At 71.7% G+C, this 22,306-nt stretch carries 22 protein-coding genes and 1 tRNA gene; 7 read left to right on the plus strand and 16 right to left on the minus strand.

Annotation, left to right across the window (positions count from 1 at the left end; genetic code table 11):
- Nucleotides 1–149: 149 nt before the first annotated feature.
- Nucleotides 150–2,213, plus strand: coding sequence for an ATP-dependent helicase (locus tag HALOF300_RS15595; protein WP_156741841.1), 2,064 nt, complete (start codon nucleotides 150–152; stop codon nucleotides 2,211–2,213).
- Nucleotides 2,214–2,636: 423 nt separating this feature from the next.
- Nucleotides 2,637–3,005 carry a WhiB family transcriptional regulator gene (locus tag HALOF300_RS15600; RefSeq protein ID WP_331716239.1) on the plus strand — a complete coding sequence of 123 codons (369 nt, stop codon included), beginning with the start codon at nucleotides 2,637–2,639 and terminating at the stop codon, nucleotides 3,003–3,005.
- A 40-nt stretch (nucleotides 3,006–3,045) separates the two neighbouring features.
- Here HALOF300_RS15600 and HALOF300_RS15605 read toward each other — a convergent pair whose 3' ends face one another.
- The gene (locus HALOF300_RS15605; protein ID WP_156741843.1) at nucleotides 3,046–4,077 is read right to left on the minus strand and encodes a ThiF family adenylyltransferase; all 1,032 of its coding nucleotides are present in this window, start codon (nucleotides 4,075–4,077) and stop codon (nucleotides 3,046–3,048) included.
- Between the two features lie 104 nt (nucleotides 4,078–4,181).
- On the opposite strand from HALOF300_RS15605, the gene HALOF300_RS15610 reads away from it, so the two are divergent.
- Nucleotides 4,182–4,709, plus strand: a complete 528-nt coding sequence (locus tag HALOF300_RS15610; protein WP_156741844.1) for a M48 metallopeptidase family protein — start codon at nucleotides 4,182–4,184, stop codon at nucleotides 4,707–4,709.
- 24 nt (nucleotides 4,710–4,733) lie between these two features.
- Here the strand turns inward: HALOF300_RS15610 and HALOF300_RS15615 are convergent, their stop codons facing one another.
- On the minus strand, nucleotides 4,734–6,263 hold the full coding sequence (locus tag HALOF300_RS15615) for a zinc-dependent metalloprotease (RefSeq protein ID WP_156741845.1): 1,530 nt from the start codon (nucleotides 6,261–6,263) through the stop codon (nucleotides 4,734–4,736).
- Between the two features lie 87 nt (nucleotides 6,264–6,350).
- On the opposite strand from HALOF300_RS15615, the gene HALOF300_RS15620 reads away from it, so the two are divergent.
- Nucleotides 6,351–7,520: a YlbL family protein gene (locus HALOF300_RS15620; RefSeq protein WP_231955440.1), complete on the plus strand. Its 1,170-nt coding sequence runs from the start codon at nucleotides 6,351–6,353 to the stop codon at nucleotides 7,518–7,520.
- 58 nt (nucleotides 7,521–7,578) lie between these two features.
- Here the strand turns inward: HALOF300_RS15620 and HALOF300_RS15625 are convergent, their stop codons facing one another.
- Nucleotides 7,579–8,127: a PPA1309 family protein gene (locus tag HALOF300_RS15625; protein WP_331716240.1), complete on the minus strand. Its 549-nt coding sequence runs from the start codon at nucleotides 8,125–8,127 to the stop codon at nucleotides 7,579–7,581.
- A gap of 190 nt (nucleotides 8,128–8,317) precedes the next feature.
- Between HALOF300_RS15625 and HALOF300_RS15630 the strand changes: the two genes are divergently transcribed.
- From HALOF300_RS15630 to HALOF300_RS15640, 3 genes are all read left to right on the plus strand, one after another.
- Entirely contained in the window at nucleotides 8,318–11,257 is a 2,940-nt protein-coding gene (locus HALOF300_RS15630; RefSeq protein WP_231955442.1) for a UPF0182 family membrane protein, read from the plus strand.
- An 87-nt stretch (nucleotides 11,258–11,344) separates the two neighbouring features.
- Nucleotides 11,345–11,418 (plus strand) — tRNA-Met (locus HALOF300_RS15635).
- Between the two features lie 132 nt (nucleotides 11,419–11,550).
- The gene (locus tag HALOF300_RS15640; RefSeq protein ID WP_156741847.1) at nucleotides 11,551–12,096 is read left to right on the plus strand and encodes a hypothetical protein; all 546 of its coding nucleotides are present in this window, start codon (nucleotides 11,551–11,553) and stop codon (nucleotides 12,094–12,096) included.
- A 68-nt stretch (nucleotides 12,097–12,164) separates the two neighbouring features.
- Here HALOF300_RS15640 and HALOF300_RS27555 read toward each other — a convergent pair whose 3' ends face one another.
- The 13 genes from HALOF300_RS27555 to HALOF300_RS15700 all read right to left on the minus strand — a co-directional run bounded on the left by HALOF300_RS27555 (nucleotide 12,165) and on the right by HALOF300_RS15700 (nucleotide 22,290).
- The gene (locus HALOF300_RS27555) at nucleotides 12,165–12,293 is read right to left on the minus strand and encodes a hypothetical protein (protein WP_269455296.1); all 129 of its coding nucleotides are present in this window, start codon (nucleotides 12,291–12,293) and stop codon (nucleotides 12,165–12,167) included.
- Between the two features lie 82 nt (nucleotides 12,294–12,375).
- Nucleotides 12,376–13,629, minus strand: coding sequence for an FAD-binding protein (locus HALOF300_RS15645; protein ID WP_156741848.1), 1,254 nt, complete (start codon nucleotides 13,627–13,629; stop codon nucleotides 12,376–12,378).
- A gap of 58 nt (nucleotides 13,630–13,687) precedes the next feature.
- Nucleotides 13,688–14,434, minus strand: coding sequence for a hypothetical protein (locus HALOF300_RS15650; protein WP_156741849.1), 747 nt, complete (start codon nucleotides 14,432–14,434; stop codon nucleotides 13,688–13,690).
- Nucleotides 14,431–15,837 carry a DUF58 domain-containing protein gene (locus HALOF300_RS15655; RefSeq protein ID WP_156741850.1) on the minus strand — a complete coding sequence of 469 codons (1,407 nt, stop codon included), beginning with the start codon at nucleotides 15,835–15,837 and terminating at the stop codon, nucleotides 14,431–14,433. Before HALOF300_RS15655 ends, HALOF300_RS15650 begins: the two co-directional genes overlap by 4 nt.
- Nucleotides 15,834–16,850 carry an AAA family ATPase gene (locus HALOF300_RS15660; RefSeq protein WP_156741851.1) on the minus strand — a complete coding sequence of 339 codons (1,017 nt, stop codon included), beginning with the start codon at nucleotides 16,848–16,850 and terminating at the stop codon, nucleotides 15,834–15,836. The genes HALOF300_RS15655 and HALOF300_RS15660 overlap by 4 nt, the downstream gene beginning before the upstream one ends.
- Nucleotides 16,847–17,347: a hypothetical protein gene (locus tag HALOF300_RS15665; RefSeq protein ID WP_156741852.1), complete on the minus strand. Its 501-nt coding sequence runs from the start codon at nucleotides 17,345–17,347 to the stop codon at nucleotides 16,847–16,849. Before HALOF300_RS15665 ends, HALOF300_RS15660 begins: the two co-directional genes overlap by 4 nt.
- Entirely contained in the window at nucleotides 17,344–18,177 is an 834-nt protein-coding gene (locus tag HALOF300_RS15670) for a DUF4129 domain-containing protein (protein ID WP_156741853.1), read from the minus strand. Before HALOF300_RS15670 ends, HALOF300_RS15665 begins: the two co-directional genes overlap by 4 nt.
- A gap of 38 nt (nucleotides 18,178–18,215) precedes the next feature.
- Nucleotides 18,216–18,689: a dihydrofolate reductase gene (locus tag HALOF300_RS15675; RefSeq protein WP_197522595.1), complete on the minus strand. Its 474-nt coding sequence runs from the start codon at nucleotides 18,687–18,689 to the stop codon at nucleotides 18,216–18,218.
- Between the two features lie 21 nt (nucleotides 18,690–18,710).
- Nucleotides 18,711–19,508: a thymidylate synthase gene (locus HALOF300_RS15680; RefSeq protein ID WP_156741855.1), complete on the minus strand. Its 798-nt coding sequence runs from the start codon at nucleotides 19,506–19,508 to the stop codon at nucleotides 18,711–18,713.
- A gap of 72 nt (nucleotides 19,509–19,580) precedes the next feature.
- Nucleotides 19,581–20,372, minus strand: coding sequence for a nucleotidyltransferase domain-containing protein (locus HALOF300_RS15685; RefSeq protein WP_156741856.1), 792 nt, complete (start codon nucleotides 20,370–20,372; stop codon nucleotides 19,581–19,583).
- A 58-nt stretch (nucleotides 20,373–20,430) separates the two neighbouring features.
- Nucleotides 20,431–21,204: a hypothetical protein gene (locus HALOF300_RS15690; RefSeq protein WP_156741857.1), complete on the minus strand. Its 774-nt coding sequence runs from the start codon at nucleotides 21,202–21,204 to the stop codon at nucleotides 20,431–20,433.
- A gap of 53 nt (nucleotides 21,205–21,257) precedes the next feature.
- Nucleotides 21,258–21,683: an OsmC family protein gene (locus HALOF300_RS15695; RefSeq protein ID WP_156741858.1), complete on the minus strand. Its 426-nt coding sequence runs from the start codon at nucleotides 21,681–21,683 to the stop codon at nucleotides 21,258–21,260.
- A 52-nt stretch (nucleotides 21,684–21,735) separates the two neighbouring features.
- Nucleotides 21,736–22,290, minus strand: a complete 555-nt coding sequence (locus HALOF300_RS15700; protein ID WP_156741859.1) for a maltokinase N-terminal cap-like domain-containing protein — start codon at nucleotides 22,288–22,290, stop codon at nucleotides 21,736–21,738.
- Nucleotides 22,291–22,306: the final 16 nt, after the last annotated feature.

A 22,306-nucleotide genomic window follows, 5' to 3' on the forward strand; every position in this document is an offset into this window, starting at 1 on the left:
AGTAGGGAGATGGATCGGCGTTCGGCCCGCGGGCCGGATGGTGGTCCGCAGGGCGGCCTCACCTGAGCGAACCACCGGGCCCGGCCGATTGTTCCCCCGCCTGTGGACACCGGGCACCGGTGTCGGACCGGGCTGCGAGAATCATCTCGATGTCCGCACCCACCCTGCCCGGCGCCGAGGAGCTGCTCGCCGCACTCGACGAGGACCAGCGCGCCGTCGCCTCCCAACTGACCGGACCGGTCTGCGTGCTCGCTGGCGCCGGCACGGGAAAGACCAGGGCGGTCACCTACCGGATCGCACACGGTGTGGTGACCGGCGTGTACAACCCGACCACGGTCCTCGCGGTGACGTTCACAGCCCGGGCGGCGGGCGAGATGCGCACCCGGCTGCGCGAGCTCGGGGTCTCCGGCGTGCAGGCGCGCACGTTCCACGCGGCGGCGCTGCGGCAGCTCTCCTACTTCTGGCCGGCCGCGATCGGCGGCGGCATCCCCCGGATCGTCGAGCACAAGGCCCCGCTGATCGCCGAGGCGGCCGGCCGGCTCGGCGTGGCCGTGGACCGGATCGCGATCCGTGACCTCGCCGCCGAGGTCGAATGGGCCAAGGTGTCGATGGTCACCGCCGAGGACTACGTGGCGGCCGCGGCTCGCGCCGGACGTTCCGGCGCGGCCGGCCAGGACCTCACCACCGTGGCCCGGCTGCTCTCGGTCTACGAGGACGCCAAGACCGAACGGCACGTGATCGACTTCGAGGACGTGCTGCTGCTGATGGTCGGCATCCTCGCCGAACGCGGTGACATCGCCGCCGAGGTCCGCAAGCAGTACCGCCACTTCATCGTCGATGAGTTCCAGGACGTCTCCCCGCTGCAGCACCGCCTGTTGGAGCTCTGGCTCGGGGACCGGAACGAGCTGTGCGTGGTCGGGGATGTCTCCCAGACGATCTACTCGTTCACCGGCGCGAGCCCGCGCTACCTGACCGAGTTCGGTCGGCGCCACCCCGACGCCACCGTGGTGCGGCTGGTCCGGGACTACCGCTCGACGCCGCAGGTGGTCTCGCTGGCGAACAACGTGCTGGCCCGCGCCGGCCGGGCCCGCTCCAGCGCCGCCGTCGAGTTGCGCGCGCAGCGGCCCTCCGGGCCGGCCGTGAGGTTCGAGACCCATGACGACGACGAGTCCGAGGCACGTGCGGTCGCGGTGCGGATCGGAGAACTGGTCCGCGGCGGCGTGAAGGCCAGCGAGATCGCCGTGCTGTACCGGACCAACGCCCAGGCCGAGGCGTTCGAGCAGGCGCTCAGCCAGGCCGGCGTCGGCTACCTGGTGCGCGGCGGGGAACGGTTCTTCTCCCGCAAGGAGGTGCGGGACGCCGTCGTGCTGCTGCGCGGCGCCGCCCGCAGCCAGGGCGAGACGCCGATGCCAGAGCTCGTCCGCGATGTCCTGACCAGCGTCGGATGGGCGCCCGAGGCGCCCGCCGTGCGGGGGGCGGTCCGGGAACGGTGGGAATCGCTGAACTCCCTCGTCGGGCTCGCCGACGAGCTCGCGGCGTCCAGGGGTGCGGACATGCCCGAGTTCGTTGCCGAGCTGGGGGAGCGGGCAGCTGCCCAGCACGCGCCGACCGTGGAGGGGGCGACGCTCGCGTCCTTGCACGCCGCGAAGGGACTGGAGTGGGACGCCGTGTTCCTGGTCGGGGTCAGCGAGGGCCTGCTGCCGATCTCGCTCGCCGAGGGCGACGAGGCGATCGAAGAGGAGCGCCGGCTCCTGTACGTGGGCGTCACCCGCGCCCGTGAGCACCTGCAGTTGTCCTACGCCAGGTCCCGCAACACCGGTGGCCGGGCCACCCGGAGGCGGTCCCGGTTCCTGGACGGGATCTGGCCGTCGGAGGAGGCCGGCGGACGCCGGCACGGTCGCCATTCGGACTCCCGGGCCGGTCGGCGCGACGCGCTGACCGCGGCAGTCACCGAGCACGATGCGGATCCGGACCTGGTCGAGCGACTGCGCCGCTGGCGCGCCGAGGTGGCCGAGCGGATCGAGAAGCCGGCCTTCACGATCCTGCATGACACCACCCTGATCGCGGTCGCCGCCGCCCAGCCGCGGGAGCTACGGCACCTCGCGATCCTGAGGGGGATCGGGCCCACCAAACTCGAGGCTTACGGCCCTGCGATCCTCGCCGTCGTGCGCGGCGAGGACCCCGTCGGAAATCAATCTGAAGAAAGTTCCTAAAAAGGGTTGGGTCCTCGGGTGCGGCCGACGTAGGCTGTCACACGTTCCTGATCGATGGGTTGCGCCTAGCCAGCACCGAGCAGCCCCCAAGGCCTGAAGGGAGTGAGCACACATGATGAATCTGATCGATACCCAGTCCACGCGAGTCGATATCCGACCGCGCGCCGTTGTGTTCACTCCGGGCCGTGCCAAGGGCACGGCCGGCGGCTCGCGTCTCGCGCCCATCGGTTTCGCCGTTCCCGGCACAGCCATGCCCGGCTCCGCATCCAGGATCAGTTAGCAGCAGCACTGCACTGAGTCCCAGCCGCGGAGCCCACCAAGGGTCCGCGGCTCTTCTCACTACTCCAGGGATAGATCTCCCCGGCTTGTGACAGACCCGGTACCCCACCGGTCGACCCACACACCATGCCTCAGGAGCATCTCGTGCAGTTCACATCAGTTCTCGATCAATTCACCCTCGGGGGATCGGCCACGACCTGGCCCCTGCCCGAGCAGACGATCGACCTCCCGATCTCGGGCGACCAGCCGCTGCCGTGCCAGGACGCGCGGAACCAGGACCTCTGGTTCGCCGAACAGGGCGCCGACGTCGAGCGCGCGAAGGCGCTCTGCGTCACCTGCCCGATCCGCAAGGAGTGCCTCGAAGGCGCCATCGAGCGGCGCGAGCCGTGGGGCGTCTGGGGCGGGGAGGTCTTCATCGATGGTCAGGTCGTGGCCCGTAAGCGTGGCCGCGGCCGGCCCCGCAAGGACGACCCGTATGCACCGTCCGCCAGGCGGGACCCGTCAGCCGCGTGAGCGGCGGGCGGGCTCCCCGCAGCGACAGGGCGGGCACCGGTCACCGGTGCCCGCCCTTCGATGTCTGCGGCGAGGTACCGGACGGCACGCCGAGGGCGGCCGGGGAGCACCCGCACTCCGGGTGCACCTGCCAGTCCCTTAGCACCGGGATCGGGTCCCACGCCGTCAGCGCCAGCTCGGCACCCTCGACGGCGGCCTGCCGGCCGTCGAGGACGGCCAGGATCTGGCCGGCGGCGAGGGCCGCGCCCGACCAGCCGAGTGAGGTCTCGACGCCGGACGGCGGGCGCGTGGCAACCTGGGTGGCGACCGCCGGCCAACGGGCGTCCGCCTCGCACCGGTACAGGTCCACGCACCGCAGGCACACGCCCAGGCCGGGGCGCACCAACGGACCCACCACGACGTCCAGTTCCCGCACGAGGACCGGGAGGTGCGCGACATCCTCGCGCATCAGGACCCGTAGCGGCACCGGATCGACCACCCCGTGGTCGACCACCACGACGAGGTCCGGGCGGGTCCGGACGGGCACCGTCACGCCGACCTTCGGGGCGACCGCACGCAGGACCGCGCGTCCCACCTCGGCCCGGTTGACGCCCACGTCACCGGGGCGGAACAACCCGGCTCCGACATCCTCCGGGCGCACCCTGGACCGGTCCTGCAGGAGCACCGAGCCGATGCCGGACTGGGCCAGGATCACCGCGATCCGCAACCCCAGCTGATCGACACCGCAGACCTGGATCACGCGATCGAGACGCGACCCGGGTGGTTCGATCCCGGCCGCGGCGGCCACCTGCCAGTACCGGGCATCCGGGTCGCCTGCGACGGTGCCCTCCTCGAGCAGCACCCCCGCCACCCGGAGCCGCTCGAGCAGTACATCGACCGCCGCGGTGCGCACCGAGTGGGCGTTCGCCAGGGTGAGCAGGGCCGCCCGGTCGACCTCTCGACCAAGGGCTTCGAGCACCTGCTGCTCGCCCTCGCTCAGATCCTCCAGAAGCACCGCGCAGCGCGGATCCAGCCCCACCTGACTGGCCCCCGGCTCGCGCCAGTAGACCTCGAAACCGTCGCGAATGCGCATGTCCCCTCCCTCAGCCACGAGCGTGACACAGCGGGCCGGGACGGGTCGGCGATGTGGTCGTGTCTGTGGATAACGAGGACGCGCTGTGCCAAAGTGAAGCCGACATGAGCGAGCGGGAGATCGAGGGGCACGGCACGGTCGAGGTGCGACGCAGCACCCGCCGGCGCAAGACCGTGTCCGCGTACCGGGAGGCCGGCCGCACCGTGGTGGCGATCCCGAGCCGGTTCACCAGGGCCGAGGAGGACGCCTGGGTCAACCGGATGCTCGAGCGGATGGCCGCCTCCGACCAGCGCCGCCGCCCCTCCGACGCCGACCTCGCCGCGCGCGCCGCGGACCTGTGCGCAGCGTACCTCGACGGCCTCGCCCCGCCGGCGTCCGTGGAATGGGTCGCCAACCAGGACACCCGTTGGGGGTCCTGCACACCGGCGCGCCGCACGATCCGGATCTCCGATCGGGTGCAGGGCATGCCCGAGTGGGTGCTCGACTACGTGCTCCTGCACGAGTTGGCGCACCTGCTGGTCCCCGGACACGGCACCGACTTCTGGCACCTGGTGGAGCGCTACCCGCAGACCGAGCGCGCCCGTGGGTTCCTGCTCGGGATCTCCTACGCCAGGGACACCCCCGCCCGCTGACCTGGCGGTGTCACGTCAGCCGGTTCAGTCCCGGTCGCCGTCGGGACCGTCGCCCGAGCCGCCGTCGCCCGTCGTGCCGTCCGGCCCCCCTTGCGTGCCACCGTCGTTCTCGACGCGGTCCGGACCAGCCGCAGTGCCGCCGTCGGGACCGACCCCGGTGCCGCCGTCGTTCTCGGCGGCTCCCGCCTCGTAGCCGAGCTCGCCGTCGAGCAGTGCCGCCAGCGCGGCATCGACGTCCTGGTCCACCTGTGCGGCGAACGCCCGGCGGTCCAGGAAGCCGGCAGGCTCGTCGAGGTCGGCCGCGGTGGGGATCACGTCCGGGTGTGACCAGAGTGCGTCCCGGACGTCCTGGCCCTTTTCCCGGGCCACGAGCGCCCACAGGGATGCCGCATCGCGGGCCCGGCGTGGCCGCAGCTCCAGCCCGACGAGCGTGTGGAAGGTGTCCTCGGCGGGACCACCGGCAGCGCGCCGCCGTCGCAGCATCTCCCGGAGCGGCACGTGGTGGGGCAGGTGCGGGGCGACCGCGTTCGCGGTGACCTCCTCGACCCAGCCCTCCACCAGGGCCAGGGCCGTCTCGAGCCGGGACAACGCCTGCTCCTGGGACGGGGTGTGCTGGGTCGAGAAGATCCCGCCGGACAGGGCGCTGCGGAGCTGGTCCATGTCCGTGGGGTCGATGGACCGCACCGACTCCTCCAGGTGTGCCAGGTCGATCTCGATGCCGCGGGCGTACTGCTCGACGGCGCCGAGCAGGTGCCCACGCAGCCACGGCACGTGGGCGAACAGCCGCGCGTGCGCGGCCTCTCGGACCGCGAGGAAATGCCACACCTCGTCCTCGGGGGCGTCCAGGTCCGCCGCGAACTCATGCAGGTTGGCCGGCACCAGCAGCAGGCTGGGCTCGGGCAGGAGCGGCAGGCCGGTGTCAGTGCCACCGAACACCTCGCGCGCCAGGGTGCCGGCCGCCTGGCCCACCTGCATTGCGAAGCTCAGCGCGCCGAGACGGCGCATCATAGCGCCGATGTCCACCCCGCCGAGCATCGCCGTCGCCTCCTCGGGCAGTTCATCGACGCTCATCATCGTGGCCAGGGCATCCGCGACCGACGTCGCGATGGGTTCGGCGACCGCACGCCAGGTCGGCAGCGTCCGCTCCACCCACTCCGCCCGGGAGGCGGCGATCTGCTGGCCGCCCGAAGGAGGCAGGTCGGTGGCCGCGTCGAGCCAGAGGTCGGCCACGCTGAGCACCGAGCGGGCCTTCGCCGCATCCGCGGCCGAGACGCTCGGGTCACCGCCGGTGTGGGCGGCCTGCCGAGCCACGTCGTGGGCGATCCGCCAGTCCGACGCGCCGCCGTCATCGGCCGAGAGGATCTGGCGCATCTGTGACATCGCCGCGGCCATCTGCTGCGGGTTCTGCGGCATGCCGGCGACCGAGGCGAACTGCTCCGGGTCCACGCCGCTGGCCTCAAGCGCGCGCATGGCCTCCTCGGCCGCCTCCGGCCCGAGCATCTGCTCGAGCATGCGGCGCCACTCGTCGCGGCCTGACGGGGTCTGCTCGGTCATGCCCCACGGTAACCACACCGGAGGGTCGGTGCGATGCCCGACCGGGTGGCTTTCGCTCAGGGCGCACGCTCGGGGGATGATGGGCCCATGTCGACGCAGGCTCCCGAGTCCGTGATGCACTCCGACCAGCCCGAGCACTCCGCCCCGCCGACGCCCGGCGGTCGCTGGCGGGCCCTGCGGCGACGCCTGGTCCTGACGAACCGGTCGATCACGATGACGATCTCGGGGCTCGCCGCCTTCGGGCTGCTGCTGACGATGATCCTGCAGCCCGTTCCGTTCGCGGTCCAGGGCGCCGGTCCCACATTCGACACCCTCGGCTCCGTGAACGACGTGCCGCTGATCACCGTGGAGGGGGCCGAGACCTATCCCACCGAGGGCGAACTGCGGCTGACCACCGTGACCACGGCCGGGGGACCCGGCTTCCCGGTGGACGTCGGCAGCGTGATCCGCGGATGGCTGTCCGCCGGACAGCGGGTGGTGCCGGTGGAGACGGCCGTGGATCCCTCGCTGACCCAGGAGGAGCAGGACCTGATCGGTGCCCAGCAGATGTCCTCCTCGCAGGAGAACGCGACGGTGTCGGCGCTGACCGCCCTGGGCTACGACGTGCCCGCCACCCTGACCATCTCCGGCGCCGACCCCGACCGGGGCGCCGCCGGAACGGTCGAGCAGGGCGACGTGATCGCGTCGATCCGCACTCCCGACCTCCCGACGACGACGATCACCACCTACGCCGACCTCGACGACGCGCTCGAGGCCACACCTCCCGGCACCGCGGTCACGCTCGGCGTGGACCGGAACGGGGTGGCCACCGACGTTGAGATCCTGACCACCGACGACGGCTCCGGTGGGAGCCTGCTCGGGATCTACCTGAGCGCCGAGTTCGAGTTCCCGGTCGAGGTGGACATCAAGATCGAGAACGTCGGCGGTCCGAGCGCCGGCACGATGTTCGCGCTGGGCATCATCGACCAGATGACCCCCGGGGCCCTGACCGGCGGTGAGGTCATCGCCGGGACCGGCACGATGTCGCTCGGCGGCGACGTCGGCCCGATCGGCGGCATCACGTTGAAGATGTACGCGGCCGAGCGCGACGGCGCCGATTTCTTCCTCGCGCCCGCGGACAACTGCGGCGAGGTGGTCGGGAACGTCCCCGACGGTCTCGAGGTGTTCCGTGTGGCCACCCTCGACGAGGCCCGGACCGCCGTCGAGGCGATCGCAGCCGGGGACACGTCCGATCTTCCGGTCTGCACCACCGGCTGATGCGCGTCCGGCCCGGCTCGGTGGTTCCGGCGACGGCCTGAGCGCCCGGGCGCCCGGCTCAGCGCAACGTCGCTGCGAGGGCCTCGACCAGGCCCGGCACCGCGTCGGGTCCGCCTGCCACCGCGTCGTCGTTGTCGTTCGCGCGCGAGCGCAGCGCGCACCAGCTCTCTCCGGTGCGCAGCCGGCCGGCGGCGATGCGCACGTCCTGCCGGTCCGGGTGATTCATCAGGTAGTCCACCCCGGCGTCCGGGTCCTGCGGCATGTTCGCCTCGGCCTCCGGGGGCACCACGATCCGCTCGACCACGATCGCCGCACCGGCCACCGTCTCGGGCCACGCCAGCTGGGCGAGCAGTTCCTCGAGGTTCGTCGACTCCGGCAGACCGTCCTGCTCGATCGAGGTCAGGTGCTCGGGATCGTGCCGCGCCGCCGCCACGACCTCGGGTGGGAACTCCCCGGCGAGCGCGGGGTTGTCCGCGAGGGCGTCGGCGGTGCGGATCAGGGCGAACACACTCACGGGCGCATCCCAACCGGCCGCGGCCGAATGCTGCTCGATCTCGATGACGGCCATGGTGAGTGAGCGTTCGCGGGGGGTCATCTCGGTGTTCACGACCCCATCGTCTCAGCGTCGGGAGAGTATGCGAAACTTCCCAGAGGGCTCGTGCGTTGTGAAGTGTGTGAGCACGCCGTCCAACGCTGTGCCCGCGCTCGCCGTCCTGACCTAAGCCCCTGAGGTGTCACTCGTGTCATTCGCTGCCAGTCGTTCCGCCCGCTCGAGCGGGGGGCGCCGCCAACGTGGCGTGTTGCTGCCCACCCTGCTGGTCCTGGTCGGGGTGGTGGTCGCCTTCCTGATCCTGGCCCGGTTCTGGACCGAGTGGCTCTGGTTCGACCAAGTGGGCTACAGCGAGGTGATCCGGACCGAATGGGTCACCCGGGCGCTGATGTTCATCGCCGGTGGCGTGGTCATGGGCGGTGCCATCTGGCTGAACCTGTACCTCGCCTACCGGCACCGGCCGATGTACGTGCCGACCACCCAGCAGCAGCAGGACCTGGACCGGTACCGGGAGGCGTTCGAGCCGCTGCGCCGGATCGCGTTCATCGGCGGCCCGATCCTGGCCGGCTTCTTCGCGGGCTCCGCGGCGAGCACGCAGTGGCAGACCGCACTCCTGGCCCTCAACGGTCAGGAGTGGGGAACGACGGACCCCCAGTTCGGGATCGACCTGTCCTTCTACATGTTCACGCTGCCGTTCCTACGGTTCATCGTCTCGTTCCTGATGACGACGACGTTCTTCTGCGCGGTCGCGGCCGTGTTCACCCACTACCTCTACGGCGCGCTTCAGCCGATGGGCCGCGGCGAGAAGATCTCCCGGCCGGCCCGGATCCATGTGGCGATCCTGGCCGCCGTGTTCACGCTGCTGATCGCCATCAACTACTGGCTGGACCGGTATTCGTTGCTGTCCAACGACGGCGACCGGTTCAGCGGCGCGTCCTACACCGACATCAACGCGGTGCTGCCCGCGAAGGCGATCCTCGCCGTCATCGGAGTCTTCGTGGCGGTGCTGTTCATCTACACCGGGGTGCGCGGGAACTGGCGACTGCCCGCCGTGGGGGTCTCCCTCATGGTGGTCTCGGCCATCCTCGTGGGCGGGATCTACCCGGCGATCATCCAGGGGGTACGGGTCGGCCCGAACGAGCAGGCGCTCGAGGCCACCTATATCCAGCGCAACATCAACGCGACAAGAGAGGCGTACGGGCTCACCGACGTCCAGGTGCAGCCCTACAGTGCGGAGACCGTGGCCGAGGCCGGGGCCCTGCGCGAGGACGCGGAGTCGACGGCGAGCATCCGGCTGCTCGACCCCCAGGAGGTCTCGCCGACGTTCCGCCAGCTCCAGCAGAACAAGCAGTACTACAACTTCCCGGCGACCCTCTCGGTGGACCGGTACACGATCGACGGGCAGAGTCAGGACACGGTGATCGCGGTGCGTGACCTGGACCTGGCGGGGGCCGGGCAGAGCAACTGGGTCAACGACCACACCGTGTTCACCCACGGGTTCGGGGTCGTGGCCGCGTACGGCAACACGGTCACCTCGGACGGCCGGCCGGCCTTCTTCGAGAGCGGGATCCCGAGCACCGGCATCTTCGGCGACACCTACGAGCCGCGCATCTACTTCAGCCCGAACTCGCCGGAGTACTCGATCGTCGGGGCGCCGGAGGGTACCCCGCCCTGGGAGCTCGACTACCCGGACGACAGCGCGCCGAACGGCCAGGTGAACAACACGTTCACCGGCGACGGCGGCCCGTCGATCGGCAACATCTGGAACCAGGCCCTGTACGCGGCCAGGTTCGGCAGCGAGCAGATCCTGTTCTCCGACCGGGTCACCTCCGAGTCCCAGATCCTCTACAACCGGGACCCGCTGGAGCGGGTTGCCCGGGTGGCTCCGTTCCTGACCCTGGAAGGGTCCACCTACCCGGCCGTGGTGGACACCGACGACGACGGGATGAAGGAGGTCGTCTGGGTCGTCGACGCCTACACCACCTCCAACGAGTACCCCTACTCGGCCCGCCAGGAGCTCGAGTCCGCGATCACCGACTCGCTGACCGAGTCCGGTGAGGTGCCGGTCGCAGCCCTTCCGGACTACATCAACTACATCCGCAACTCGGTCAAGGCGGTCGTGGACGCCTACGACGGCTCCGTGACGCTGTACGCGTGGGACCCCGAGGACCCGATCCTGGCCACCTGGGACGCCATCTTCCCGGGCAAGATCCAGCCGATCTCCGAGATCAGCGGTGACCTGATGAGCCACCTGCGCTACCCCGAGGACATGTTCAAGGTGCAGCGTGAACTGCTCACCCAGTACCACGTCACCGACGCCGAGAGCTTCTTCACGACGGCCGACTTCTGGCGGGTCCCGAACGACCCGACCTCGGACGCGGAGGTTCCGCAGCCGCCGTACTACCTGACCCTGGCGCTGCCGGAGCAGGACCAGGCCTCGTTCTCGCTGACCACGTCCTTCATCGTGGACGACGACACCAGGAACGTCCTCACAGGTTTCCTGGCGGTGAATGCCGAGCCCGGGAACACCCCGGGGGAGGTCGCGGAGGACTACGGCACGTTGACGCTGCTCGAGCTCCCACGGGACGAGACCGTCCCGGGACCGGGTCAGGTACAGGGCAACTTCGACTCGGACGCCGCCGCGGCGAACGAGCTGAACATCCTCGGCCGCGGGGGCTCGGAGGTGATCCAGGGCAACCTGCTCACCCTGCCCGTCGGTGGCGGTGTGCTCTACGTCCAGCCCGTCTACGTGCAGTCCTCGGGCGGCACCCAGTACCCGCTGCTGCGGCGCGTGCTCGTTGCGTTCGGTGACGAAGTCGGCTTCGCGCAGACCCTCGACCAGGCGCTCGACCAGGTGTTCGAAGGTGACTCCGGCGCGAACGCCGGCGACGCCGACGTCGATCCGACCCCCGACGAGGGGACCGGCACCGGCGGCGGTGACGGAACCGAGACCCCGGACGTCGACGCACAGCAGCGCCTGAACGACGCGCTCGCGGCAGCCGGTGCCGCGCTCACCGCCTCCGACGAGGCGCTCGCCAGCGGCGACTGGGCAGCGTACGGCGAGGCCCAGACGCAGCTGGAGGAGGCTATCGCGGACGCGATGGCCGCCGAGCAGGAGCTCGCCGGCGCAGCCCCCGCGGATGAGAGCGCCACCGAGGACCCGACGGACGCCGCGACGACGGGCTGATCGTGCGGCCGTGGCGTCGGTGTGACCGGCGCCACGGTCCGCGGATTTGCCCCGGCGCGGGCGGACCCGTAAGGTTGTGTTTACCGACGCGGGGTGGAGCAGTTCGGTAGCTCGCCGGGCTCATAACCCGGAGGTCGCGGGTTCAAATCCCGCCCCCGCCACGAAGGAAGTCCAGGTCAGCCATCGGCTGGCCTGGACTTTTCTGTGCCGACGTACCGGGCCCGTACGTTCGTGCCGCTATCCTCGCGCAGGGCGGGCGTCCTCGCCCACGAGGCCTGAGATCTAGGAGTCCCGTGGAAACCTGGCAATTCATCGGTATCGCCCTGCTGGTCGTCGCGCTGCTCGCGTCCCCGCTCTGGAAGGGACTGCTCACCAGCCGCGCCCAGAAGGCTGGGGAGAACGCCGGCAAGGCGTTCGCGGCCAAGCGCCTCCCGACGGCGCTGGATGCACTGGCCACCACGCTCGAGCTGCGGACGGACGCCGGCACGGCCACCGAGGTGATCAACGCGGCGGTGGCGGCCAAGCCGAAGAAGGCGGCCGCGGCCGGTCCCGGGCAGTGGTACGTGACCTTCGCCGATCGTGACGACATCCACGTCCGGCTGACCGGCGTGCCCGGCGGGGTTCGGCTCGCCGTCGTCAAGACGATCGAGTTCCAGGAGTTCCCGCAGGGCGGCGGGGACTGGGCGAAGTTCCGCGAGCGGGTCGTGGAGGCAGCGCAGGCGCGTGGCGTCGCGACCACGGAGGGTGCCTCGGCGCGCCTGCAGCGGGTCCCGGACCCGTCCGGCAGGGAGACGCTCAGCGGTGCGCCCGCGAGCATCTGGGTTGCTTCGGTCGGCTAGCCGGCAGAGGCGGAGCGTGGTCCGCGTGAGCCGCCCCCGTCAGACGGCTCGCGCGGACCGGCGCCCGGTCAGGTGGTCTCGGGTTCGTCCTCGTGCGGAACCGTGTACGGGTTCGTGACTTCGCCGAGCGTGGGCGGCTGGCCGACGGGTTCGTCGTCGTCGGCGCGTCGCGGATTCAGATCGATCCTGGGTGACATCTCGTCCTCGATGGTGGCATCCCCTGCGTGACCCCGAGAGTAGTCCCGCCCCCAGGGTCGTGTGGTGCGTTTGACGAGCCGATCAGCGGGGGAGCACCGTCCGGTCCAGGTAGTCGTTGCGGAAGCAGCCCTGCGGGTCGAGCCGGCCCGCGAGCTCGGCGAAGTCCCCGAGCCGCGGATACAGGGTGGCCAGGCGCCCGGGCCCGGTCGTGAACCACTTGCCCCAGTGCGGGCGGGCGTCGAAGGGGTCGAGGGCGTCCTCGATCCGCGGGAGCAGCGCTCGGACCGCGTCCGGCTCCCGGGCGAACGTGAGGTGGAACGCGACCCGGTCCCCGCCCTCGGCTGCGCTGAGCCACAGGTCGTCGGCGGCGACGGTGCGGATCTCGGAGACCTGCAGCACCGGCGCCATCGCCTCACCGAGGCCGCGCAGGGCTGTGATCGCTGCGACGGCGTGTGCCCGGGGCACGAGGTACTCGCTCTGGATCTCCGCACCCACACTCGGGGTGAAGCCCATCCGGAAGTGCGGCAACCGGTCGTACCACGGCCCGGGCCGGCCGAGCTGTGCGGTGCAGTTGACGGCGTCCAGGCCGTCGATCGGGTGCTGTTCCACGGTGGCGGGCACCCCCCACGGGGCGTCCGGCTCGGCCGTATCACGGCTCTTCATCCAGACCCGGCCGGCGATGTCACCGAAGCGGGTGAACACGCTGACGCTCTGCGCCGCGGAGGTGATCGCGTCGAAGTCGCCGAGCAGGTCCGCCCACGGCACGTCGCGGCGCACCCACTGCCGCACCTCGTAGCTGGGTTCGACGGCCAGGGTCACCCGGGTCACGATGCCCAGCGCCCCGAGGTGCACGACCGCGCCCGGGAAGTCCGCGTCGCCGCGGCTCAGGGTGAGCAGGTCGCCGTCGGCCGTGATCAGCTCCAGGCGAACGACGGCGGAGGCCAGGTTCCCGGTCGCGTCACCCGAGCCGTGGGTAGCGGTCGCGGTGGCTCCCGCCACCGAGATGTGCGGCAGCGAGGCCATCGCGCCGAGCGCCCAACCGGCCCGGTCGAGGGCGACCGCGAGGTCGCCGTAGCGCACGGCCGCGCCCACGGTGACGGTCCGGGCGTCGGGGTCGATGTCGATCTCCGGGTCCACGCGCTCCAGGCTGATCAGGTCCCCGGGGGAGTCGGCCAGGTCGTGGAAGGAGTGCCGGGACCCGAGTGCACGGATGTGCGTGGCGGCGGCGACGATGCGACGCACCTCGTCGAGCGTGTCCGGTCGGTGCAGCGTCGCCGCCGTGTACGCGTGGGTACCGGCCCAGGTGGTGCCGGGCTCGGCGCGTCGGTTGTCCAATGGGTGCTCCTGATCGGGTGCGGTCTGGTGGGGGAGAAGGGCGCGTGCGTCGAGAGGGTCAGGCGTCGGGGTCCACCGAACGCCACGTCGGCCGGGCGGCCGGCGGCTCGCCGCCGTCCTGCGGCGGTGCACCGGAGGACGTTCTATCACCTCCGGGCCCGGCCGGAGTGCTACCGGTGGTTCCCCGAGACGGCTTCGCCGGCAGGCGGCGAGGCCCCGGGCCGGCCTCGGCGGCGCGCAGTGCCCGCACCCCCACCAGCACGAGGACGGTGATCGCGAGCAGCGCCAGCACGGCGAGCCAGGGGAACGGGGAGGCGGGGCCCGGCAGGAACCAGACGACCACGCCGACCAGTTGCCCGAACCCTTGAACGACCAGGGCCGGGACGAGCCCCCGGCGAAGGGCCACCAGTTCCACGCGGGCCCGCGGGGACAGCCCGGAGACCCGTCGGGTCAGGTAATGCATGCCGTGCAGACACAGCAGCAGGCCGGCGCCGACGGTCGGGGACGGCTCCCGGGCGGCGAACGCGATGATCCCCGCCACCAGCGCGATCATCGGGATAGCGCCCTGGGGACCGATCGCGACCCCGACGCCGAGCGCCGCGGCCAACGCGAGCTGGGTCGGGTCCGCGGTGAGCAGCAGGCCCGCTGCGAGTACGGCAAGGCCGGCGACCACCCGGACCACCCAGGCCGGCACCCAGCGGCCCACGTCGATCTCGACCGGCGGCAGCGGTCGCTCCCGCGGTGTGTTCACGTCCCAGCCGAACATCCACTCGCGGACGCTGCTGAGGCGGCCTGGGGTGCTCATCGGGTCCGCACCCGGTGCCCGGGCCGGGACAGCACCAGCAGATCGATGTCCGCGGACGTCGACGAACCGTGGCCGTCCGGGTCACCGACCCAGTGCACCACCTCCACGCCGGTGCGGCGCAGCCGCTCGAGCCGGATCCCGCGCTCCAGGCGGACCAGGGCGTACGCGGTCTGCTGGTAGGAGTCGAGGTGATGGACACGAACCTGGGGCAGCACGTCGACGGCGATCACCCGGTGCGCCTGGGCGTGCCACTGGTGCGCCATCCGGGCCGCCTCGTCGTCGAGGAACGTGGAGAAGATCACCACCAGCGCGGACGATGGCACCTGCGGGGCCCGTTCCCGCGCGGTCGGCGAACCCTCCGGTGCGATCGTCGCGAGCCGCTGGGTGATCCGATCCAACTGCTTGCGCCCACCTGCCGGAGCCACCGGCCGGCGGCGCAGCCCGAGGTCGTCGAGCCCGACCCGGTCGCCGCCGTCGATGTACCGCTTCGCGAGTGAGGTGGCCGCCTCCCTTGCCAGGTCGAGGGAGGTGGGTTCGTCCACCCGCGCCTCCTTGCCGCCGCCCCAGGTGTCCACGTCCGGCCCGACGTTGTCGCGCGAGTCGACCACGAGCACGATCGTGGCGTCCGCGGTCGCGAACGTGCGGCGCACGTACAGCTCGCCGAGGCGTCCGGTGGTCACGTCCAGGGATCGGCGGGCCGTGACCCGCCAGTCGATGCGGCGCAGCCGGTCACCCGGAGTGAACAGGTTCACGTCGTGCAGGTCGGTGCCGTCGCCGACCCGCCGGGACGTGTGCGGACCGGTCAGACCCTGCAGCCTGCGCGGCATCGGGAGCCGGCGCAACGGGATCGCGGTGGGGTAGACGGTCACCCGCAGCGGCCCGAGGCGGCTGGGCCCGGCGACCATCGTCTGGTCGTAGGAGGACCACACCAGGTCGGTGCGGAACATCGGCTGCACGCCGGTCCGCGCGGTGTCCAGGTGCATCCGGACCGTCCGGGGTCCGGGGCCACCGACGTCGATCAGTGCCTGACCCTCGCGGTGTCCGGCGCTGGACACGCGGACCCGGAGCACCTCGGCGCCGGGTGCGGGATCGAGCACCAGGTCGGCGGACACGGTGCCGATCAGGCCGTCGGAGGCGGCGTCGGTGCCGGACCCGCGGCGACCGGTCGCCTGACGCAGGGCCTGGCGGGAGGTCGTGGTGGGCCGGGTGAACCAGGCCCAGGCGAAACCGAGCACGAACGGCAGGCCCAGCACGGCGACGTCCGGCCGGGAACCGATCACCCCGAGCGTGAGGGCGGCCACGCCGATGACGGCGGCCGCGATCGACTGCACGCCGGGACGCCAGGGCGCCGCTGCCGGTGGCGGGCGCTCACCGGTGCGTGCGGGGATGTCGGCCGTGCTCACCGGCCGGTCCGCCCGGCGGCCACCCCCGCGCTCGCCGGCCCGGGCACCTCGCCCAGGAGGGCGGTGACCACCGCTTCGGGCACGGTACCCGAGGCCCAGGCTGACGGCGTCAGCACGAGACGGTGGGCGAGGGCGGGCACCGCGATGGCCTTCACGTCCTCCGGGGTGACGAACGCGCGGCCATCCAGCACAGCCATGGCGCGCGCGATCAGCAGCAACGCCTGCGAGCCACGGGGGGAGGCGCCCACCTCCACCGCTGGGTGGGCTCGGGTCGCCACCGCGAGGTCCACGCAGTAGCGCAGGATGTCCGGATCCACCTCGACGGCCTCGACACCGGCCTGCATGCCGCGCACGGTCGCGGCGTCCACGACGGCGCGGACCTGCGCCTCCTCGCGTCGCCGGGCGACCCGGCGCGCGAGGACGTCCACCTCGGCGTCCGGGTGCGGATAGCCGACGGACAGGCGCACCATGAACCGGTCGAGCTGGGCCTCCGGCAGCGGGTAGGTGCCCTCGTACTCGACCGGGTTGGACGTGGCCATCACGTGGAAGGGGCGTTGCAGCCGGTAGCTCGTGCCCTCCACCGTGACCTGCCGTTCGGCCATCGCCTCGAGCAGGGCTGACTGCGTCTTCGGCGCGGTCCGGTTGATCTCGTCGGCCAGGAACAGTCCGGTGAACACCGGGCCCGGCCGGAACACGAACTCGGAGGAGGTCGGGTCGTACACGAACGAACCGGTGATGTCCGCAGGCAGCAGGTCCGGGGTGCACTGCAGACGGCGGAAGTCCAGTCCGAGGGCGGCGGCCAGGCAGCGCGCAGCGAGCGTCTTGCCCAGGCCTGGCACGTCCTCGAATAGCACGTGGCCGCCGGCCAGGACCGAGGCGAGCGCGATCCGCAGCGGGGCCTGCATGCCGACCACCACGGTGCCGACCTCGGCCAGGACCGCCGCACCGGAGCGGGCGACCTGCTCGATCGGTAACGGGGCGGCGTCGTCCGGGGTGGCGCTCGGTGTGGTCATCGGTGAGCCTTTCGTAGCGGGACTGCGGTCAGTGCGGTCAGGGTGCGTTGGACGCCGCGCAGATCGGGCGCGGGCTGGTCCTCGTCGATCAGGAACGCGGTCACGGGGCGGCCGAGGAGGTCCTCGACGGCACGGACGCCGTCCGGTGTGTCGAGAGAGAACCCGGCGAGCTCGAGGGTGTCCAGACAGACCCGGCGCAGCCGCCGCCGGCCGGACCCGGTCAGCTCGCGCTGCTGCCCGTACAGCGACCAGGACAGGCTGGAGACGTCGCGGCGGGCCCCGTCGCGGCGCCCGAACGGCAGCCGTGGCCACACGGCCTGGTCGCCGAGTCCGATCACGCGGCTGCCCGCGACGACGAGCGCGACGGCGAGACCGATCATGAGCGAGTGCGCCGCGTCCAGCCCGATGGTGAACGCGAGCACGGGGCCGCCGATGCCCACCACCACGGGCCAGACCCACCAGCGGCGTCTGCGCCCGTCATCCGGTTGGACGCTCACTCCTCCTCCGGTGCCGGCCGCTGCGTCGCGGCGTCGCGCCTGGCCGCCTGGAGCGCGGTCCAGCTGCGAGCCAGGTCGGCGAGACAGGTCGAGGCGGTGGTGACGTCGTCGGCCGTGACCGGAGCGGTCGAGAACCGGGCCCGGTGGTAGAGCCGGAGCAGGGTGGCCGTGGCGTGCGGGTCCGCCTCGGTCGCCTCCAGCACGCCTGCGGTGAACTCGGTGGGCGTCTGCGCGGGCGCCCGGACCACACCCGAGCGGGCAGCAGCGTCCTCGAGGGCGAGCCAGGCCGCCACGATGGCGTCCCGTGGCTCCCGGATCTGGTCGAGGTGCTTCAGGGCGGCGCTCACGCCCTGCTCCAGCACCGGCAGCTCAGGCTCCGCGTCGGCGACCTCGCCGCCGACCAGCCGGCTCCGGGCGTCCGCCTCGTCCTCGAGCGGCCGCCGCAGGTAGGCGAGATACCGCATCAGGAGGGCGATCACGATGACCGCCGCGACCAGGCCGGCGACGAGACCCAGCCAGCTCAGGTCCGGCACCGGCAGGTCCTCGAGGAACTCGGGCATGCTCGGGGTCGGGTCGGGCGTGGGCTGCTGCTCCGAACCGGTGACGCTGGGCGGTTCCGCGGTGGGCACGTCGACCTGCCACCGCTCGGTGATCTCCCAGGGCCCGACGGCGGTCGCAGCGAGCACCGCGAACAGGCACACGGCTGCGACCAACGCCGTGCGGCCGGCCGCGACGATCGGCAGCAGGCTCGGGGGACGGGGCGGCCCGTCGGGCCGGGCGCTGCCCGGGCCCGCGTCGTCGCCGGCATCGGGGCCGCCTGGTGCAGTCATCGTTCGAGCAGCCTACCCAGGTGTGTCGGCCGTCACGTTCACGGGCGCCGGTAGGTCAGGATCCGGAACCGCAGACCGCCGGCGCCGGTGCGCCACGGGCCGGCCTCGGTGACCTCCCACTCCGGCCCGATCGGTGGGGCGAAGGTGTCACCCTCGACGTCCAGGTCGATCTCGGTGACGACGAGGACGTCCGCGTGGTCGATCGCCCGCGCGTAGACCTCGCCGCCGCCGCAGATCCAGGCGTCCTCCTCGGCGACTAGCGCCAGGGCGGCGTCCAGGGTGGTCACCAGCTCCGCGCCCTCGGCCTCGTAGTCGGGATCCCGGCTGAGCACCAGGTTGCGCCGGCCGGGCAACGGGCGGAACCGCTCGGGCAGCGACTCCCATTGCCGGCGGCCCATGACCACGGCGTCACCCGCCGTCGTCGACCGGAAGTGGGCGAGGTCCTCGGGAAGCTTCCAAGGCAGGTCGTTGTCGCGTCCGATCACCCGGCCGCGGGCTTGCGCCCAGATCATCCCAAGCATGGTTGCTCCGTCTCAGACCGCGATCGGAGCCTTGATCGTCGGGTGGTGGGAGTAGCCGACGACCTCGACGTCCTCAAAGGTGTAGTCGAACAGACTCGGCGCGGCCTGCAGGCGCAGGGTCGGGAACTCGTACGGCTCCCGGGTGAGCTGCTCGCGGACCTGGTCGACGTGGTTGCTGTAGATGTGGCAGTCGCCGCCGGTCCAGATGAAGTCGCCGACCTCGAGGCCGACCTGCTGGGCGACCATATGGGTGAGCAGGGCATAGGAGGCGATGTTGAACGGCACCCCGAGGAACAGGTCGGCGCTGCGCTGGTACAACTGGCAGGACAGGCGACCGTCGGCCACATAGAACTGGAAGAACGCGTGACACGGGGCCAGAGCCATCCGGTCGAGCTCTGCGACGTTCCACGCGGACACGATGATGCGGCGGCTGTCCGGGGTCTGCCGCAGTTGGGTGAGCACCTGACCGATCTGGTCGATCTGACCGCCGTCGGGCGTCGGCCACGAGCGCCACTGGACGCCGTAGACCGGGCCGAGCTCGCCGTCGTCATCGGCCCACTCGTCCCAGATCCGCACCCCGTTCTCACGCAGATAGCCGACGTTGGAGTCGCCGCGGAGGAACCAGATCAGCTCGTGCACGATCGACTTCAGGTGCACGCGTTTGGTGGTGACCAGCGGGAAGCCGCCGGCGAGGTCATAGCGCAGCTGATGCCCGAACACCGAGAGGGTGCCGGTGCCGGTGCGGTCACCCTTGGTGGCCCCGGTGGCCAGGACGTGGGCGAGCAGTTCCTCGTACTGGGTGTCCGGCATGGGGCAAGTGTAGGTCGGCCCGCAACGGACTCTCCAGAGGTGCCGCGCCGAGGGTCGTGGAACCAAAGTCGGTCAGCGCCAGCCCCAGTGGCGGCGCTGGGCATCGATCGTCCAGTCGTTGATCCGATCGGCGTCCGCGACTGCGGGGAGCGGCGTAGCGCCGTCGTCCAGCAGGGTCCGGACCTGGGCTTCCAGTCCGGCGATCTCGAGGGAGACCTCGGTGCGTGGCACCTCACCACGTTTCACGGCCAGGACGCGCTCGCGCTCCTGCACGGGCAGGGGCAGAGTCAGCGTTCCCGTCGAGGCGATCTCGAAACCTTGATAGGCGAGCCGCAGTGCGTGGCTGCCGTACTTCACGTCCCAGCCGTACTTCTCGATCAGTTCCGGCCGATTGGGGACGTTTCGCTTCGACGCGCCCAGCATCCGCTCGTGCTGGGAATGCATGTAGCCGAGGAATCGCTCGACGGCCTGCTGCGAGAGGAAGGACGACCGCATCGATCGCAGCTCCGTTCCGAGCGGCGTCAACACGACCAGGGACTCGTCGGGCGCGAACAGAGGCAGCATCACGGTCGGGTTGCCCCGGATCCCCAAGCGGAGGTACTTGCGCAGCGAGTACAGGATCAGATCGGTGTCGCCATGACCGCTGCGCACCCCCTCGGGCTGCGTCCGCCAGACATAGTCGTCGCGGTGCTTCCCGACGCCGAGCGCGTGCGAGGGCGGCTCGATGTAGACACCCATCTCGTCGTGGTCGTCGGTGCCGGCGATCGCGATCCCGTGCACGCCACTGCCGACCACCGACCGCAGGATCTCATTCGGCAGCGCGATCGCCGAGTCGCCGTACTCGACGTTCCTGACCTCCGGCATGGCGACCACCCTGCCCGACCACCCCAGCCACGTGCACCCTGTTATCGACCCGCCCGCCTCAGGAGCCTTCTGCCGCGGCCTCGCTGCCCTTCGGCAGCGGCTCGGAGAACAGGTCATCGGGCTCGACCGTCACGGCGGTGCCCTCCACCTCCCGCGTGAAGAAGGCCGGGGCCGGCCCGAACGCCTCGTTGGTGCCACCGATCATCGTCTTGCCCATCAGCCGACCGCCGGCGAACCCGACCACGGCGCCGACGCCGAACGGCAGCAGCCGCCCGAGCATGATCGACCCGCCCTTGGCGGCGGCTACCTTGACGACCCGACCGCGCAGAGCCTTGTTGACGCTCTTCACGGTCGCCACCGGCAGCCGGGTGAGCAGCACCTTCGCCCAGGTGACCGAGCTCAGCCCGAGCTGCTGCTCGAACAGTTGCGGGCCCTGCTCGCCGAGCAGGGAGCTCATCAGCAGCGCCCGCCGCCGGTGGACGTCGCCGACGGCGATCCCGTGCACGTCCGCCACCGCCAGGGACAGTGCGCTCGAGGCGGCCAGGAACACGCCGACCTGTCCCGCGGTGAGGGCAACCGCCGCGGTGGTGCCGATCACCGGGAACGCGGCGGCCGCACCGACCGCCGCTCCGGAGCCGCTGACGGCGAGCAGGTACCGCTTCTCGAGGAGGGCGATGATCTCCTCGGGGGAGGCGGTCGGGTTCTTGCGCCGCAGGCCGTCGACGTAGGCGTGCACGCGTCCCGCGGGCACCGTGACAGCCGTGTCGATCAGGCGCTCCAGGGTCCCGGAGCCCTGCTCGCCGTTCTGCTCGTCCTTGGCCCTGCGTCCCATGGGTCCTCCTCGTGGTGCTCGGTGCGATGTGGTCGGGGGTGTCGAGGCCTCGCTCAGCGGGCGTCGGTGATGCTCAGTGTGTGGGGCATCCCGGCATCCAGTGTGCGCCCCACGGTGCAACCGCGCTCCACGGCGCGGCGCACCACCTCCTCCAGGTCGGCGCGGCCCTGCTCGTCGAGACCAGACAGGTCGAGCACGATCTCGACCCGGCCGCAGCCGTACCGGTTCTCGTCCTCGACCTTCTCGGTCTCCACCCCGACCGAGGCGCGGAAGTCCCGCCCGAGACGCCGTGACAGCGGCCAGTCTGCGCTCATCAGGTTGCAGGCCGCGAGTGAGAGCTTCATCAGTTCCCCCGGGGAGAACACACCCTCCGCGTCGTCCGGTCCGATCCGAACCTCCGCGCCGCGCGCGTTGTATCCGGTGTAGGTTCGTTTGCCGGTGCGGTCGGCCCAGAGGGCAGCGGCGGGAGTGGCTTCCATGCTCCGATCGTGCCACGTGGGGCCGAGCACGCGAGTGCTCACCTGCCGGGCTTCAAGCGGTGGCGACCACGCCGCTGCCGCCGTCCCAGGTCGCCACGAGTGCCGGTGATCCGGTCTCGACGGCCCCCGGCTCACGGGCGAAGCGCACCGAGAGCCCGTCCGGCGACGCGGCGGGATCCCACACGGTCAGGCCCACCGTCGGCTCCCGGGTCTCGACGAGGGTGTCGCCCTCCCAGACCTCGAGGGCTGCCTGGTGCTGCAGCCCGGCGAGGGCGCGCCGGTAGGCGGCCAGGGCCACGGGATCGCCCGTGCCGTCGTACACCCAACGCCGCCCGAGGACCGAGTGCTCCATGGTGGCGATCTGATGCTCGGCGGCGCCCTCCAGCGGTTCGGCCCGGTAGGTCAGGACGACGTGACGGACGGGGCCGCCACGGGTGACCAGGAGCGCCTCGATGCCGACCTCGCCGGCCGGATCGTCGAACCGGTAGCTGCCGACGCGGCGCAGTTCCCCGGGCCCGGCGAGTCCACCTGAGGCCGGTGTGGCCAGCCACTCCTCAAGCAGTTCCAACTTGGTCGGGATCAGGGTCGAAGGATGGATGATCGCCATGGACGCGGAGCCTACC

Origin of the sequence: Occultella aeris (genome assembly GCF_902703175.1) — a bacterium.
In the GTDB taxonomy this organism is placed as follows: domain Bacteria; phylum Actinomycetota; class Actinomycetes; order Actinomycetales; family Beutenbergiaceae; genus Occultella; species Occultella aeris.